The organism is Leptotrichia sp. oral taxon 221 (genome assembly GCF_018128245.1).
In the GTDB taxonomy this organism is placed as follows: domain Bacteria; phylum Fusobacteriota; class Fusobacteriia; order Fusobacteriales; family Leptotrichiaceae; genus JABCPH02.
Window position 1 is genome coordinate 1,699,816 of the sequence record NZ_CP072378.1, and the last position, 16,689, is coordinate 1,716,504.

Annotated in this window: 10 protein-coding genes, 1 tRNA gene and 3 rRNA genes; 9 read left to right on the forward strand and 5 right to left on the reverse strand. The window is 32.3% G+C overall.

The window, feature by feature from the left end:
- The first annotated feature begins 9 nt into the window (after positions 1-9).
- Positions 10-1,554: a glutamine-hydrolyzing GMP synthase gene (gene guaA, locus J4863_RS07585; RefSeq protein ID WP_211618153.1), complete on the forward strand. Its 1,545-nt coding sequence runs from the start codon at positions 10-12 to the stop codon at positions 1,552-1,554.
- A gap of 203 nt (positions 1,555-1,757) precedes the next feature.
- Complete coding sequence (locus tag J4863_RS07590) at positions 1,758-3,458, forward strand: DUF262 domain-containing protein (RefSeq protein WP_211618154.1); 1,701 nt, start codon at positions 1,758-1,760, stop codon at positions 3,456-3,458.
- Positions 3,459-3,782: 324 nt separating this feature from the next.
- Here the strand turns inward: J4863_RS07590 and J4863_RS07595 are convergent, their stop codons facing one another.
- Complete coding sequence (locus J4863_RS07595; RefSeq protein ID WP_211618155.1) at positions 3,783-4,880, reverse strand: RNA-guided endonuclease TnpB family protein; 1,098 nt, start codon at positions 4,878-4,880, stop codon at positions 3,783-3,785.
- Positions 4,881-5,299: 419 nt separating this feature from the next.
- Between J4863_RS07595 and J4863_RS07600 the strand changes: the two genes are divergently transcribed.
- From J4863_RS07600 to J4863_RS07630, 7 genes are all read left to right on the forward strand, one after another.
- Positions 5,300-5,908 carry a TetR/AcrR family transcriptional regulator gene (locus J4863_RS07600; RefSeq protein WP_211618156.1) on the forward strand — a complete coding sequence of 203 codons (609 nt, stop codon included), beginning with the start codon at positions 5,300-5,302 and terminating at the stop codon, positions 5,906-5,908.
- A 69-nt stretch (positions 5,909-5,977) separates the two neighbouring features.
- Positions 5,978-6,523, forward strand: coding sequence for an NAD(P)H-dependent oxidoreductase (locus tag J4863_RS07605; RefSeq protein WP_211618157.1), 546 nt, complete (start codon positions 5,978-5,980; stop codon positions 6,521-6,523).
- An 87-nt stretch (positions 6,524-6,610) separates the two neighbouring features.
- Positions 6,611-7,234, forward strand: a complete 624-nt coding sequence (locus tag J4863_RS07610; RefSeq protein ID WP_211618158.1) for a hypothetical protein — start codon at positions 6,611-6,613, stop codon at positions 7,232-7,234.
- A gap of 223 nt (positions 7,235-7,457) precedes the next feature.
- Positions 7,458-8,144 carry a response regulator transcription factor gene (locus tag J4863_RS07615; RefSeq protein ID WP_211618159.1) on the forward strand — a complete coding sequence of 229 codons (687 nt, stop codon included), beginning with the start codon at positions 7,458-7,460 and terminating at the stop codon, positions 8,142-8,144.
- Positions 8,137-9,546 (forward strand): HAMP domain-containing sensor histidine kinase, encoded by a 1,410-nt coding sequence (locus J4863_RS07620; RefSeq protein WP_211618160.1) that lies wholly within the window; start codon positions 8,137-8,139, stop codon positions 9,544-9,546. Before J4863_RS07615 ends, J4863_RS07620 begins: the two co-directional genes overlap by 8 nt.
- 278 nt (positions 9,547-9,824) lie before the next feature.
- The gene (locus J4863_RS07625; protein ID WP_211618161.1) at positions 9,825-10,142 is read left to right on the forward strand and encodes a PepSY domain-containing protein; all 318 of its coding nucleotides are present in this window, start codon (positions 9,825-9,827) and stop codon (positions 10,140-10,142) included.
- A 438-nt stretch (positions 10,143-10,580) separates the two neighbouring features.
- Positions 10,581-11,243 carry an MIP/aquaporin family protein gene (locus J4863_RS07630; RefSeq protein WP_211618162.1) on the forward strand — a complete coding sequence of 221 codons (663 nt, stop codon included), beginning with the start codon at positions 10,581-10,583 and terminating at the stop codon, positions 11,241-11,243.
- Positions 11,244-11,598: 355 nt separating this feature from the next.
- Here J4863_RS07630 and J4863_RS07635 read toward each other — a convergent pair.
- The 4 genes from J4863_RS07635 to J4863_RS07650 all read right to left on the reverse strand — a co-directional run bounded on the left by J4863_RS07635 (position 11,599) and on the right by J4863_RS07650 (position 16,411).
- A tRNA-Asn gene (locus tag J4863_RS07635) sits at positions 11,599-11,675 on the reverse strand.
- 31 nt (positions 11,676-11,706) lie between these two features.
- Positions 11,707-11,819 (reverse strand): 5S ribosomal RNA (gene rrf, locus J4863_RS07640).
- A gap of 49 nt (positions 11,820-11,868) precedes the next feature.
- Positions 11,869-14,779 (reverse strand): 23S ribosomal RNA (locus J4863_RS07645).
- A gap of 120 nt (positions 14,780-14,899) precedes the next feature.
- Positions 14,900-16,411: ribosomal RNA gene (locus J4863_RS07650) — 16S ribosomal RNA — on the reverse strand.
- The 16S, 23S and 5S rRNA genes sit together here with 1 tRNA gene alongside, the layout of an rRNA operon.
- Positions 16,412-16,689 lie beyond the last annotated feature (278 nt).

Consider the following 16,689-nt stretch of genomic DNA (forward strand, 5'->3'; position numbering starts at 1 on the left):
GGTGAATTTGTGAAAGAGAAAATTTTAATTGTTGACTTTGGGTCGCAATATACTCAATTAATTGCAAGAAGAATTAGAGAAATGGAAGTTTACTGTGAAATCGTTCCATTAATTGATGTAGAAAAAATCAAAAATGGAACTGAACCTGTAAAAGGAATTATTCTTTCGGGAGGACCTGCTTCAGTTTATGAGGAAGACGCTCCAACAGTTGATAAAGCTATTTTTGATTTAGGATTACCTATTTTAGGAATCTGTTATGGAATGCAATTAATTACTCACTTAAATGGTGGAAAAGTTGAAAAAGCTAATTCGAGAGAATTTGGAAAAGCTATTTTAGAAGTTATAAACGGAGAAAATCCTTTATTTAAAGAAATTAAAAAAACTTCTAGCATCTGGATGAGTCACAATGATCATATCACTGAATTGCCTGAAGGATTTGAAATAATTGCACAAACTGACTCTTCAATCGCTGCAATTACAAATAACAATGGAATTTATGCATTACAATTCCACCCAGAAGTAGTTCATTCTGAATGCGGAACTGAAATTATTGCTAACTTTGTTTTCAATATTTGTAAATGTGAAAGAAACTGGAAAATTACAAGTTTCATTGAAGAAAAAACAAAAGCAATTAAAGAAATTGTTGGAGACGAACATGTTTTACTTGCATTATCAGGTGGCGTAGATTCTTCAGTTGCAGCTGTTTTGATTAACAATGCGATTGGAAGACAATTGACTTGTATGTTTGTAGATACTGGACTTCTTAGAAAAGATGAAGGTAAAAAAGTTTTAGAATATTATAAAGAACATTTTAATTTAAATATCGTTTTTGTTGATGCAAAAGATAGATTTTTAAACAAATTGAAAGGTGTAGATGAGCCAGAAGCTAAAAGAAAAATCATTGGACATGAATTTATCGAAGTTTTCAATGAAGAAATTAGAAAATTAAAAGGTCAAGAAGGTGCAAAATTCTTAGCACAAGGTACAATTTACCCTGATGTTATCGAATCTCAATCAATAAAAGGTCCTTCTCATACAATAAAATCTCACCACAATGTTGGTGGACTTCCAGAAGATTTAAAATTTGAATTGTTGGAACCATTAAAAGAATTGTTTAAAGATGAAGTTAGAAAAGTGGGACATGAATTGGGATTGCCTGACACAATTATTAATAGACATCCATTCCCAGGACCAGGACTTGGAATTAGAGTAATTGGAGAAGTTACACCTGAAAAAGTAAGAATTTTACAAGAAGCTGACGACATTTTCATTAATGCTTTGATGGAAGAAGGATTATATGGAAAAGTGGATCAAGCATTCGTTACTTTATTACCTGTTAAAACTGTAGGAGTTATGGGTGACCAAAGAACTTACGAATATGTAGCAGCTATCCGTTCTGTAAACACAATTGATTTCATGACTGCAACTTGGTCTAAATTACCTTACGAATTTTTAGGAGATGTTGCAAATAAAATCATCAATAATGTAAATGGAATAAATAGAATTGTTTATGATATTTCTTCTAAACCTGCAGCTACAATTGAGTGGGAATAATAAAAAATCAGCTTTTATACTAATTTTATCAAATTTAAGTAAAATCTTAAAATAAAAACTAAAAAAGTATTGAATTTTTTTAGAGGTGGAAAACCCACCTCTTATTATTTTCTTTAAATTATTACAATTAATAAACCAAATAAAACTAGAAAATTACAACCTTTTTTGCTATAATTCTTAATTATAAGGAGGATGATTGAACGATGATGAAAATAGAACAACTAAACGTTAAACAATTTCTTGAAACTGGTAGAGAAGAACCTTTTCTTGTTCCAGATTATCAGCGTCCTTACTCATGGGGAGAGGAAGAAATAGTAACATTATTTAACGATTTATTATTATTTACCGAGGGAGACGTTTCCAAAAAAAATAAAAATTCCAATGACACTTATTTCTTAGGAACTGTTATCTCATTTAAAAATGAAAATGGTGAACAGGAAATCATAGATGGTCAACAACGTATTACATCATTATTTTTGTTATTAAGAGCCATTTATACAAAGTTAAAAACTTTTTCCAAAAAGACAAACCTTTATGATGAACTTTTAAGTGAAATCGAACCTATTTTATGGAAAAATGTAATCAAAAGTGAAGGTGCAGTAAAAAATGTTTTAATCTCATCTTCCGTTATCAATGATGAAGGAAATAATATTTTAAAAGGTATTTTAGAAAATGGGGTCACTAAGGAAGAGGCAAATGACAGATATTCATTAAATTACACATTATTTCAAAGATTATTTGATGGATTAGTTTATGAAAATCCAGGACTTATGTTTGAATTTGTCCGTTATGTATTAAATCGAACATTAATTTGTCCAATAATAACTGAATCACAAGAAGGTGCTCTTAACATCTTCTCGACATTAAACACAAGAGGAATGCCTTTGTCTGAATCAGATATCTTTAAAGCCAAAATCTATAATTTTTTAGACGATTCACAAAAAAACCGATTTATTGAGCGTTGGAAAGAATTAACAGAAAAAGCAGAATATGTAAATGAAGATATTCAACAGATTTTTTACTACTACATGTTTTATTTACGAGCATTAGATGGTGATTCTGCTACAACGACCATTGGAATCAGAAAATATTTTTCACAAAATAATTTTGCAAAATTATTTAATAAGAGTCTTTTAAAAGATTTGAATTCAATTTTAGATTTGTGGGCTGTTGTTGTAAAAAAACAGAGTTTAGAAAATGCAAAATGGTCTAAAAATAACCAAATTATCAAGATGCTAGATGTTTTATCATCTTATCCAAATGAATTTTGGAAATATCCTGTTATAATTTATTATTTGGTTCATAAAGAAAATCCTGAATTTGAAAAGAGATTTTTGAAATTCTTGAAAAAATTGACAATCGAATTAGTTGCAAACTATTTGGTTAAACCAACTGTTCTTGCAGTTAAAGCTGGTATTTTAAAGTTAAATGTTGAAATTACAAAAAAACTTTCACCACCAGTTACATTCCAAAATCTACCACTTGATAGCTTAAAAACAAAATTAAGACTTCCAAGTAAAAATTTATTCAAAATGACTTTAAAAATGATGGTTTACAATTTTCAAGAAGAATTATTACCTGACAAATGGGAAATTGAACAAATTTACCCATCAAAATCTGTGGAAGGCTTTAATAATGAAGCATTAGAAACTGTAAGCAAAGATTACTTAGATTCAATTGGAAATAAAATTCCATTTGAAAAAAGATCGACTATTAAGGCAAGTAAAGATTACTTCCAGAAAAAACGTATCCTTTACTTACGTTCTCAAATTCCTTATGTAAAAGAATTTGCCACAAAACATGTTACTCACTGGAATGTCGATGATATAAAAAAACGAAATGAATTTATCACTGAGGAAATAATGCGATTATTTATTTCTTGGAGTGGAGATTATGAATTTTAAATTTTATCATTACTAAAAAACAGTCTGTCTCATAAAGTAGAAAATATTTATTATTATTATTAAAAATTTTTAAGTACCTTCAAATTTTTAATATTTAATTTACATTAATGAAATGAATAATTTTCTAATTATGAGACATTCTGTGTCACATATCATTTTAAATTTACTATATTCTATTTATAATTTTTCATAAAAATCAAACTCCTCTACAAAGTGAACTACTCCCGCTTGTAGAAGCGGGAGCTTCTTGGGAAGTATCTGCTTTTGCTAGCCAAATATATTTACCAAGCTCTTCGGGCAGCCCCTGCCCTATTTTTTTATTTCCTAATATTTCAACATTTCTTTTCCAACATCTCTTATATTCAGTGCCGCATTGTAATCTCTATCAATTTCAATTCCACAGCACTCACATTTATAGCTTCTTTCTGATAACTTCAGTTCCTCTTTAACATTTCCACATTTACTGCAAGTTTTCGACGATGGAAACCACTTATCTATCTTTAAAAATTGTTTCCCTAAAAACATCAACTTGTACTCAAGCATCCTCAAAAACATTCCCCATCCATTATCTCCTACACTTTTCCCAAAATTTAATGCCTGGCTCATCCCTTTCATATTCAAATTTTCAACAACCATAGCATTATATGTTTCAGACAATTTTTTCGATAATTTATGTAGAAAATCTCTTCGACAATTTTTGATATATTCATGCAATTTTGATATTTTCGCTTTTTGCTTATACCAATTTTTAGAAAATTTCACTTTTCTTGACAATGACTTTTGTAATTTTTTTAATTTTTTCTCCAATATCCTAAAATATTTTGGATAATCAGCTCTTTGGTTTTCAGAACTGACAAATAATTCAGACATTGAAAAATCAAGTCCAATTACTTTATCATTACTTGGCATTTTTTGAATTTCTTTTTCAAATTCTGTCAAAACAGAAACATAGTAATTTCCATTACTGTTTGTCAATGTTACCGACTTTATTTTATAATCCTCTGGTATTTCTCTATGATATTTCAATTTTACTTTTTTCAATTTTGGCAAAACTAAATATTTGTTTTCTTCAATTCTTATCGAATTGTTCACACAATTTGTCGTGTAACTTTTAACATTATTCTTTTTAGATTTGAATCTTGGAAACTTTGCTCTCTTTTGAAAAAAATTCGTAAATGATCGTTTTACATTTAATTGAGCATTTGAAAGTGCCAGACTGTCCACTTCTTTCAAAAATTGATTTTCATTTTTTAAACTGGCAGGTGTAATTATTTTATTTTTTCCAGTTTCTTCATAAAATTTATTCGCAGTATACAAAATCGTATTGTAAACAAAACGAACACATCCAAAAGTCTTATTTATCAATAATTCCTGATCTTTATTTGGATAAATTCTGTATTTGAATGCCAAATTATATTTCATGAAATTACACCTCCTTTTGATTTTGAATATTATTTTTAATTATTTCTCTTCGATATTTTATACAAAAATTGTATCATAAGAGTATCCTTTTTTCAATTTTTTTTACAAAAAAAAACAATTCATCTCCCACTTATAGAAGTCGGAGACTTCTTGCTATCTTTTTGTTAAAAATATAAACTTTTTCTAAAATATTATTCATAGTAAAACTGCTTTAAAACTAAATTCAAAAACTATGACTATTTTACTCAACTCTTAAATTCACATAATTTTTAATAGTTTAATTTTAAATAATTTTGAGTATAATATTCTTCTCATTAATTCTAAAACTCAAAAAAATTTTTAAATAAAACTTGACAATGTAAAGATTGGATTGTATAATCTTTACAACGATAAGATTATAAATAAGGAATTTATTGAATATGAAAAATTTAAAAAAAAGTTACCATCATGGAAATTTAAAAGAAGAATTAATTGAAAAAGGAATCGAAATAATAAATGAAATGGGCGAAGAAAAACTATCTTTAAGATATGTTGCTAAAATGTGTGGAGTAAGCAATGCCGCTCCTTATACATATTTTAAGAAAAAAGAAGATTTACTTGAAGCTATAAGTAACTATATTTGGAAAATGTTAGCTAAGGAATTGAATGAAACAAGAGAAAAGTATAGAAATAAAGAAGAATTGCTAGTTAAACTAGGAAAAAAATATGTCACTTTTTTTTGTGAAAATTCTCGATATTATCATTTTATAATTTCAAGAAATAATATGAAAATTGATCTACTATCTGAATTTTCAAAATCAGAAAATGATAACCAGAACGCTTTTTACATATTGAAAACTGAAGCAACCAAAGTATTTGAAAAATACAGTATACCGCCTGAAAGTATACAAGATAAAATCATAGCAATGTGGGCATTAGTTCAAGGATTAGTAACAATAGTAACTATGAATAATTTAAGCTTTTCTGAATACTGGGAGAAAAAAATAGAAGAAATAATAAAATCAAGCTGCATGATACCTTCCCTTTAAGAATTTAAGCTAGGAATAAAAAATTAACTCACGATATAAAAATAAATTGACTACGATAAGGTGATAAATATGAAACTAATTATACACGATTTAAGTAATGAAAAATTAGAAAATTTAAAATCAGAACTTGAAAAAGAAGATAAATCTATAAATATCATAAAGAAAAGCATAGATCAAGGCTCAATAATAATTGACAAAGATGTATGTATCATCAGCAATAATAAAAAAATAAAAAGCTGTATGGGATGCTTTGACTGTTGGATTAAAACACCAGGAAAATGTAAAATTCGTGATGGATATGAAAATTTGTCAAAATTATATTTAAAAGCAGAAAAAGTAATTATTATAAGCCAATGTTTTTATGGCTCTTACAGTCCCTTTGTAAAAAATATATTAGATAGAACAATCCCGTATCTACTTCCATTTTTTAAATTTAAAAATAAGGAAATGCACCACACTACGAGAAGTAAAACAAAATTTGATTTAAATGTATACTTTTATGGAAAAAATTTAACACGAAGCGAAAAAATAACTGCGAAAAAAATAGTAAAAGCCAACAGTATAAACTTAAATGTAAAAAAATTTAAAGTTTTATTTTTTGAAAATTATGATTAATCCACTAAAAAATTAAATTAAAATATATCATAATAAGAAATTAGCTATATATTTGAAGTAAAATTTCGAAAAGGAGAATTATAAAACATGAAAATTATTATAATAAATGGAAGTCCCAAAACAATAAAAAGTAATTCTGAAATATTAGGAAATTACCTTTTTCCATTGCTCAAAGAAAATAACATAAAAAAATATTATTCCATCCATTTCCAATTAAATGACAAAACAAAAAATGAAATTTATAATAGCGATGTTGTAATATTTATTTTTCCTTTATATGTTGACGGAATTCCGTCTAATTTACTAAAGCTACTTGTAAATTTTGAAAAGGAAAATGTTGTAAGACCTGAAACTAAAATTTATTGTATCGTTAACAATGGATTTTATGAAGGAAGACAAAATTTCTTAGCAATTTTACATATGAAAAATTGGTGTAAAAAAGTTAAAGCAAAATGGGGACAAGGAATTGGTATAGGCTCAGGAGAATTATTACCATATTTAAAAAAATTTAAACTTGGACAAGGACCACTCAAAAATTTAGAAAAAATACTAAACAGATTTTCTAGAAATATTTTAACTTTAAACAGTGATAAAAACATTTATATAAATCCAAATTGGCCAAAAAGTCTGTATTTTATACAAGGTTCCTTTTCATGGATTTTAAAAGCAAGAAAAAATAACATAAAAATACAAGAATTATTTAAAAAATGATAATTGACATAGGGAGTGTTAAAATTTTTAAGCTAAAATAAATTCATAATTTCTATAATTTTTTTACTCTACTTTAAACCAAAAAAATGTTATAATTAGTTATAGACTAGTAACATTCGTAATATTTTGAATTGGACAAAATTTTTTCTAAAAATACAATGTCTTAATAATTCATATTTTTAAATTTGAGAAAGGAGCAGTACGTTTAATCGTACAACAAAATATGAGAATTTTAGTTGTTGAAGATGAAAAAAATTTGAATGATATTATTGTAAAAAAATTAAAATTGGAAAAATATGGTGTCGACTTTTGTTTTGATGGTGAAGAGGCTGTCGATTATATTCTTGCAACAGAATATGATGCTATAATTTTAGACATAATGCTTCCAAAATTAGACGGTTTTGAAGTGTTAAAAAAAATTCGTTCAAAAAATGTAAAAACACCTGTTTTATTATTAACAGCTCGAGATAGCGTAGAAGATCGAGTAAAAGGTCTAGATTCAGGCGCTGATGATTATTTGATAAAACCTTTTTCATTTGAAGAATTACTCGCTAGAGTTCGAGTTCTTTTGAGACGAAATAATTCTAGCTCAGAAAACGCTGATAACACCTACACTTTAGCGAATTTAACCGTAATAATAGATTCTCACACCGTTCTCCGTGACAACCAAAAAATCAAACTTTCCATGCGTGAATTTTCTATTTTAGAATATATGATTAGAAATAAGGAAAGAGTTTTAAGCCGAGAAAGTATCGAGCAACACATTTGGGATTACGGTTACGAAGGTGGTACAAACGTTGTCGACGTTTACATTCGATATTTACGAAAAAAAATTGATAATGGTTACTCGCCAAAATTAATTCACACCATTCGTGGTCTAGGTTATGTTTTGAAGGTGGAAGATGACTAAAAATCCTATTTTTGAAAAAGTAAATACAAACTTAAACAATAAATTTTCAATAAGATCAAGAATTGCGTTGTGGTACCTAATTTCAATGGGGTTTATTGTTATAATTTATTCTGGTTTATTTTTCTATATAACAAATAATATTGTCCGAAAATCAACATACACCTATTTAAAAGAACGAGTAAACAAAAGTTTTTCTAGCATTCGATACATTCAAGAAGACAAAGAACTCGAAATTGACGACAATTTACAAACCTTAAACGGAAGTATTCAATTATCGATTTTTAATAATCAAAAAGAATTTATTTATGGAAACTCCCCGCTAAATTTTAAATTCGATGATACTCTTTCAGACAATGGAAAAGTACGGATTTTAAAACACAAAAATCAACGTTGGTATCTTTATGAAGAAAAACATTTTTATAAAGGATATGGTGATTTATGGGTTCGTGGAGTCGTAGAATCTTCTGTTTTAGAATATACTATCGAAGCAATTTTTTTCATAACTTTAGTCGGATTACCAATTTTACTAATTTTTATTACTATTGGAGGATACATTTTTTCAAAACAATTATTCAAACCAATTAGTAAAATCACAGAAATTGCCCAAGAAATAAATGACGGTGACGACTTAACAAAACGAATTAATCTAGGAAACGGAAAAGATGAAATTTATAATCTTGCAAATACATTCGATAATATGTTTGATAAATTACAAAAATCCTTTGAAAATGAAGTACAGTTCACTTCAGATGTCTCACATGAATTACGAACTCCAATTTCAGTAATTATGACACAATCTGAATATGGAAAAGATATCGAGATGACACCTGAAGAGGCAAAACATACATTCAACATAATTTTCAAAGAATCAAAAAAAATGTCACAACTTGTTTCACAACTTTTGACTCTTGTCAGAATCGACAAAGGTCACTTAAAATTAAATTTAGAAAATATTGACATCGGAGAATTGCTAGAAATTTCACTCGAAACCCAACAAATTAACGCTAATAAAAAAAATATAAACTTTATTACCAATATCGAAGAAAATATTTTTACTTTCATAGATGAAATAATGATTTTACGTGCTTTTAACAACATTATCTCAAATGCAATTTTTTATGGTAAAGAAAACGGTTTCTTAAAAATTTCTTTAAAAAAAGAAAATAATAAAATTTTTATCACTTTTGAAGATAATGGTATTGGAATTTCAAAAGAAAATTTAGATAAAATATGGATTAGATTTTTCCAAGCTGATTCCTCACGAACTACTGACAACAGCGGTTTAGGATTACCAATGGTAAAAGGTATCATCGAAGCTCACAACGGAAATATCTCGGTAACAAGTGAATTAGGAAAAGGTACAACTTTTTCCATCATTTTACCATTTTTAGAAAAAATCTAAATTCTCTCATTTTTGTTTAATAATTCTATGATAACATAAAACTATTAAGTAATGGTATCAGTTAAAATTTAACAAATATTAGCAAAATTTTTTACTAGTAATTTATTGATACACTTAAATAATTAGTAAATTAAAAACTTCTGTTATTTATCTCGTAATCTCGTAAATTCAAGAATTTCTAAACAATAACTATTAATTTACCTAAAACTACTATTGATAAAAAACAGAAGTTAATAAATAATGTAACTTTGATAACTTTTATTTAATTTGGAGGAGTAATGAAAAAAATTTTTAATATCACTTTTTTGGGATTAACTTTAGTTACCTGTATTGGATTTAGTTCAAATAATTTAAAAAAATCCAAGAATTATACTTTGGCTAGTTACACAAAAATTGGAAAAGCAAGTACCAATTTAACTTCTGAAGCCGCAAAAAAAATAGCTTTAAACCATGCAAAAGTTTTAGAAAATAATGCAACTTTCACAAAAATAAAATTAAATACATCAAATGGTAAATCTGTTTATAATATCCAATTTTTCGTAAATGGAAAAGAATACAACTATACCATTGATGCAAATACAGGTAAAGTTTATTAATATGTTTAATATTTTAAGTTTTTATACTTTTAAAAAACTAATGATAAAACAAATTTTAGGAAAATAAAACTGCTGTCTCATAAATCATAAAATAATATTATTAATAAATATTACATCTTTTTAAATATATTCAAACCATTTAAAATCAAACTACTAAAATTGTATAAATTCTAATTTTAAGTAAGTAGCCATAAATTTTGAGTTTATTTTTAAAGTAAGTTTACTATATTTAAAAATACTATTTCTATTAGTTTGAAGAAATATTAAAATATAATAATTAAATTGATCTTATGAGACAGTCTTTTAAAAAATTTCTTTTTTATAAATTTTTTATCAAAAATATATAATTCAACTTGAAAAAAAATTTATAATAAAAAATATCCTAAATTTTTTATTTCATCAAATTTATTAAAAAACAAAAAGAAAGGAAGAAAGTACATGAAAAAATATGTAGCAGAATTTATTGGTACCGCAGTTTTAGTTTTATTCGGTTGTGGAACTGCAGCAGTTTTAGGCACAAAAGGTAGTGAAGCAAACGTCGCCTACTTAGCAACAGCCTTTGCATTCGGATTATCAATCGTAGCAATGGCTTATTCAATCGGAAATATTTCAGGATGTCACATCAATCCCGCAGTTTCAATAGGATTTTTATTATCAGGCAAAATGAACGTCAAAGATTTTATTGGATATGTTATCGCTCAATTTTTAGGAGGAATATGTGGAGCATTCATTTTAATGTCATTAATCGGAAAAGAACACGGACTAGGTACAAACGGATTATTTGATTCAAGTATCGGAAAATCATTATTAATCGAAATCATTTTAACATTTGTATTCGTATTCGTAATCCTAGGAGTTACTTCAAAAATTTCAAATAGTGCAATTGCAGGATTAGTAATCGGATTATCATTAACTCTAATCCACATTTTCGGAATTCACTTTACAGGAACATCTGTAAATCCAGCAAGAAGTTTCGGACCAGCATTATTCATGGGTGGAGAATCTTTAATATCAGTATGGGTATTTATCATAGCCCCTCTAATAGGTGGTGCCTTAGCTGCATTATGTTACAAATGGTTATTTACAGAAATTGAAGAATAAAAAATTATTTCTTTAAATACAAGATAAAAAAATAGAGTAACTTTTTAAATTTAATGTTACTCTATTTTTTTATCTTTTCAACTGTCAACTGTCACTTCTAAAATTTATATTTATTTAGTTTCTTTCTTTTATCAAATCTTTTATTTCTATTTTCTTATATATTTTTATTTTTTATATACTAAAACTGCTTTAAAACCAAATTCAAAAACAATAGTTATTTACTCAAAATCTAAATTTATATAATTTTAGTAATTTTATTCTAAATAGGTTCTAGTATTTATCTTTATTCATTTTTTAATTTATAAATATTAGCACTATTTCAATTATCATTTGATTATTTTTACAAATAAAAAAATGGCGTCCCCGGTTGGACTCGAACCAACGACCCTCTGATTAACAGTCAGATGCTCTAACCAGCTGAGCTACGGAGACACTCTTTTTTAATAAGAATATATATTAAAAAGTTTGGCAATTTCCTATTTTCCCTAGACAGCTCTAAGTATCTTCGGCGTAAACAGACTTAACTACTGGGTTCGAAATGTAACCAGGTGTATCCCTGTCGCTATTGTCACCAAACTTAAAATTTAATAAAGACAATGAGAAATAAATAGTACGGTAAAAAGAATATTAAAAGCTTTCGTAATATTAGTACTGGTCAGCTAAATATATCTCTATACTTACACCTCCAGCCTATCACCACCTGTTCTCGATGGATACTAAAAGAACACTCATCTCAAAGTGGGCTTCTCACTTAGATGCTTTCAGCGATTATCCCTTCCAAACGTGACTACTCAGCCATGCCACTGGCGTGACAACTGATACATCAGAGGTTTGTCCATCCCGGTCCTCTCGTACTAAGGACAGATCTTTTCAATATTCTAGCGCCTGCAGTGGATAGGGACCGAACTGTCTCACGACGTTCTGAACCCAGCTCGCGTGCCTCTTTAATGGGCGAACAGCCCAACCCTTGGGACCTTCTCCAGCCCCAGGATGAGACGAGCCGACATCGAGGTGCCAAACACTTCCGTCGATATGGACTCTTGGGAAGTATCAGCCTGTTATCCCCGGGGTAGCTTTTATCCGTTGAGCGATGGCCCTTCCATACGGAACCACCGGATCACTAACTCCTACTTTCGTACCTGCTCGACCCGTCAGTCTCGCAGTCAAGCTCCCTTATGCGTTTGCACTCTTAGGTTGATTTCCATCCAACCTGAGGGAACCTTTGAACGCCTCCGTTACTCTTTTGGAGGCGACCGCCCCAGTCAAACTGCCCACCTAGCACTGTCTCCGTTACCAGATTAGAATTTCAACAACATATGGTTGGTATTCCAACAGCGACTCTGTAACAACTGACGCCATTACTTCATAGTCTCCCAACTATCCTATACACACATTGCCAAAACCCAATGCCAAGCTACAGTAAAGCTCCACGGGGTCTTTCCGTCCTACTGCAGGTAGTCGGTATCTTCACCGACATTACAACTTCACCAGGCCTCCAGCCAAGACAGCTCTCAAATCATTTCACCATTCGTGCAGGTCGGAACTTACCCGACAAGGAATTTCGCTACCTTAGGACCGTTATAGTTACGGCCGCCGTTCACCGGGGCTTCAATTCGGATCTCTCAATCCTCCTCTTAACCTTCCGGCACTGGGCAGGTGTCAGCCCATATACGTCGCCTTTCAGCTTAGCATAGACCTGTGTTTTTGGTAAACAGTTGCTTGAGACTCTTCACTGCGACCTATTTCCCCTTGAAGTGTTTCTCTTCTCAAGTAATATAGGCACCCCTTCTCCCGAAGTTACGGGGCTATTTTGCAGAGTTCCTTAGCTAGAGTTAGCCTGTCGGCCTTAAGTTTCTCACTCTGTCCACCTGTGTCGGTTTACAGTACGGGCACTTAATCTCCTCCTTAGAAGTTTTTCTTGGCAGTGTAGGATTTGTGACTTACACCAAGAGGTGCTTACCCATCAGTTCTCACGTTTAAGCATACGGATTTGCCTATATGCCCACGCTATTTCCTTAGAAAGGCTAAACCGTCAGCCTTCTCACATACCTTCCTGCGTCACTCCATCAGTAAAAACGTTAATTAAGTGGTATAGGAATATTAACCTATTTTCCATTCGCCTACGCTCCTTAGCCTCGGCTTAGGTCCCGACTTCCCCAGGGCGGACAAACCTTCCCCTGGAAACCTTGGACTTCCGGCCGGCGGGATTCTCACCCGCCTTCTCGCTACTCATTCCTGCATTCTCACTTCTGATACCTCCAGCAGGCCTTGCAGCCTGCCTTCATCGGCTTACAGAACGCTCTCCTACCAAGATGCGAAAGCATCTTCCACAGCTTCGGTTTATGTCTTAGCCCCGTTACATCTTCGGCGCAGATACTCTCGACCAGTGAGCTATTACGCACTCTTTTAAGGTATGGCTGCTTCTAAGCCAACCTCCTGGTTGTCTGTGAATATCCACCTCCTTTCCCACTTAGACATAATTAGGGACCTTAGCTGGTGGTCTGGGCTGTTCCCCTTTTGTCCACGGACCTTATCATCCATAGACTCACTCCTAATCATTAATATATGGTATTCGTAGTTTGCTTGATTTCGGTAAGCAATACGCCCCCTAGATCATACAGTGCTCTACCCCCACATATCTTAAAATTAAGGCTGCACCTAAATGCATTTCGGAGAGAACGAGCTATCTCCTAGTTCGATTGGCTTTTCACCCCTAGACCTATCTCATCTCCCAACTTTTCAACGGCGGTGAGTTCGGTCCTCCACTAAGTCTTACCTTAGCTTCAACCTGGACAGGCCTAGATCACTAGGTTTCGCGTCTATGACATACGACTTGTCGCCCTATTAAGACTCGGTTTCCCTTCGGCTCCATTCTTTTTAACCTTGCCATATATCATAACTCGCAGGATGATTAACCAAAATCCACGCAGTCACTCTTGCGAGCTCCTACCGTTTGTAAGCACACGGTTTCAAATTCTATTTCACTCCCTTACTCAGGGTTCTTTTCACCTTTCCCTCACGGTACTCTTCTCTATCGGTCAACAAAAGTATTTAGCCTTACGTGATATGGTCCACGCTGATTCACACCAAATTCCTCGTGCTTGATGCTACTCGGGTGCTTTAAGTTTCACTAATAGTTTTACGTTCTACAGGACTATCACCTTCTTTGGTCCAGCTTCCCAGCTGTGTTCCACTTACTCTACTAGTAAAATGACTTTATGGCTATTAGTCTATTAAAGTCCCTCTACCCCATATACACAACGTCGCCAACTTACATGTATATGGTTTAGGCTGTTCTCCGTTCGCTCGCCGCTACTTAGAGAATCGTTTTTACTTTCTTTTCCTCCCGTTACTTAGATGTTTCAGTTCACGGACTTACCTCTTTCGCATATGTGATCTACACATATAGGTTTTCCCATTCGGACATCTTGGCATCAAAGGTTATGTGCACCTCCGCCAAGCTTTTCGCAGCTTATCACGTCCTTCATCGGCTTTTGTTGCCTAGGCATCCTCCGTGTGCCCTTAATAGCTTTTTATTCTAACTCTAACAGTTTTCCTGTTTTCATTGTAATCTTTTTACCTACTATTCATTTCCCATTGTCCTTATACTAGAAGAAACATAATCCAAACAGATTTAGTATTTATATACTCCTTAGAAAGGAGGTGATCCATCCGCACCTTCCGGTACGGATACCTTGTTACGACTTCACCCCAATCACTATCCACACCTTAGGTACCTTCCTCCTTACGGTTGAACCAGTAACTTCAGGTGCAAACAACTCTCGTGGTGTGACGGGCGGTGTGTACAAGACCCGAGAACGTATTCACCGCAACATTGCTGATTTGCGATTACTAGCGATTCCAACTTCATGAAGTCGAGTTGCAGACTTCAATCCGAACTTAGATTGGCTTTTTAGTTTTGCTCCACGTCACCGTTTTGCTCCTCTTTGTACCAACCATTGTAGCACGTGTGTAGCCCAGATCATAAGGGGCATGATGACTTGACGTCATCCCCACCTTCCTCCTGCTCTTCGCAGGCAGTCTAGTTAGAGTCCCCAACTTAATGATGGTAACTAACTATAGGGGTTGCGCTCGTTGCGGGACTTAACCCAACATCTCACGACACGAGCTGTCGACAGCCATGCACCACCTGTCTCTACGTTCCCGAAGGCACAGCCTGTTCTCACAGGCCTACGTAGGATGTCAAGATCTGGTAAGGTTCCTCGCGTTGCGTCGAATTAAACCACATGCTCCACCGCTTGTGCGGGTCCCCGTCAATTCCTTTGAGTTTCAACCTTGCGGTCGTACTCCCCAGGCGGATTACTTATCGCATTAGCTTCGGCACAGACACTCTTCATGCCCACACCCAGTAATCATCGTTTACAGCTAGGACTACCAGGGTATCTAATCCTGTTTGCTCCCCTAGCTTTCGCACTTCAGCGTCAGTTGCTGTCCAGTGGACTATCTTCATCATCGGCATTCCTACACATATCTACGAATTTCACCTCTACTCGTGTAGTTCCGTCCACCTCTCCAGCACTCTAGATATACAGTTTCAAAGGCAAGCTTTGAGTTGAGCCCTAAGTTTTCACCCCTGACTTGTATATCCGCCTAGATGCCCTTTATGCCCAATAATTCCGGATAACGCTTGCGACATACGTATTACCGCGGCTGCTGGCACGTATTTAGCCGTCGCTTCTTCTGCAGGTACCGTCACTTTCTTCTTCCCTGCTGAAAGCACTTTACAATCCGAAAACCGTCTTCGTGCACACAGAATTGCTGGATCAGAGTCTCCTCCATTGTCCAATATTCCCCACTGCTGCCTCCCGTAAGAGTAAGGGCCGTATCTCAGTCCCCTTGTGGCCGTTCATCCTCTCAGACCGGCTACCTATCTTCGTCTTGGTGAGCCGTTACCTCACCAACTAACTAATAGGACGCAAAGCTCTCTCTTAGCATCTCTTTTCATTAAAGCTTCATGCGAAGCTTTAATAATATCTAGTCTTATCAGTCGTTTCCATCTGTTATCCCAGACTAAGAGGCAAGTTCTTTACGCGTTACTCACCCGTCCGCCATGGTTATCACGGTGCAAGCACCGTTTCCCCATTGACTTGCATGTGTTAAGCATTCTGTCAGCGTTCATCCTGAGCCAGGATCAAACTCTTCATTCAATATTTATTTTCACCTTTTAAAGTCTTATTGACAGGAACTTTTTTTATTATTAAAAGTCCTTATTTATCACATCTTTTATGGTATATGCTTCTTCTATTTATTTGTTTATTGTACATGATACATTTTCGTATCGACAAGAAGTATTATATCAAAAACAAAAAAAATTGTCAACTACTTTTTTTATTTTTTTTAAATAATAAATTATTAAGAATAAATATCACTTTTTGTGATATCTAATCTTTTGAATCTCTACTTTAAGAAAAACTTCAAAATTTCT

Bases quoted from the DNA above. Each gene is read 5' to 3' on its own strand.
- J4863_RS07590 (WP_211618154.1), top strand. From the start codon at position 1,758: ATGATGAAAATAGAACAACTAAACGTTAAACAATTTCTTGAAACTGGT.
- J4863_RS07595 (WP_211618155.1), bottom strand. From the start codon at position 4,880: ATGAAATATAATTTGGCATTCAAATACAGAATTTATCCAAATAAAGAT.
- J4863_RS07600 (WP_211618156.1), top strand. From the start codon at position 5,300: ATGAAAAATTTAAAAAAAAGTTACCATCATGGAAATTTAAAAGAAGAA.
- J4863_RS07605 (WP_211618157.1), top strand. From the start codon at position 5,978: ATGAAACTAATTATACACGATTTAAGTAATGAAAAATTAGAAAATTTA.
- J4863_RS07610 (WP_211618158.1), top strand. From the start codon at position 6,611: ATGAAAATTATTATAATAAATGGAAGTCCCAAAACAATAAAAAGTAAT.
- J4863_RS07615 (WP_211618159.1), top strand. From the start codon at position 7,458: ATGAGAATTTTAGTTGTTGAAGATGAAAAAAATTTGAATGATATTATT.
- J4863_RS07620 (WP_211618160.1), top strand. From the start codon at position 8,137: ATGACTAAAAATCCTATTTTTGAAAAAGTAAATACAAACTTAAACAAT.
- J4863_RS07625 (WP_211618161.1), top strand. From the start codon at position 9,825: ATGAAAAAAATTTTTAATATCACTTTTTTGGGATTAACTTTAGTTACC.
- J4863_RS07630 (WP_211618162.1), top strand. From the start codon at position 10,581: ATGAAAAAATATGTAGCAGAATTTATTGGTACCGCAGTTTTAGTTTTA.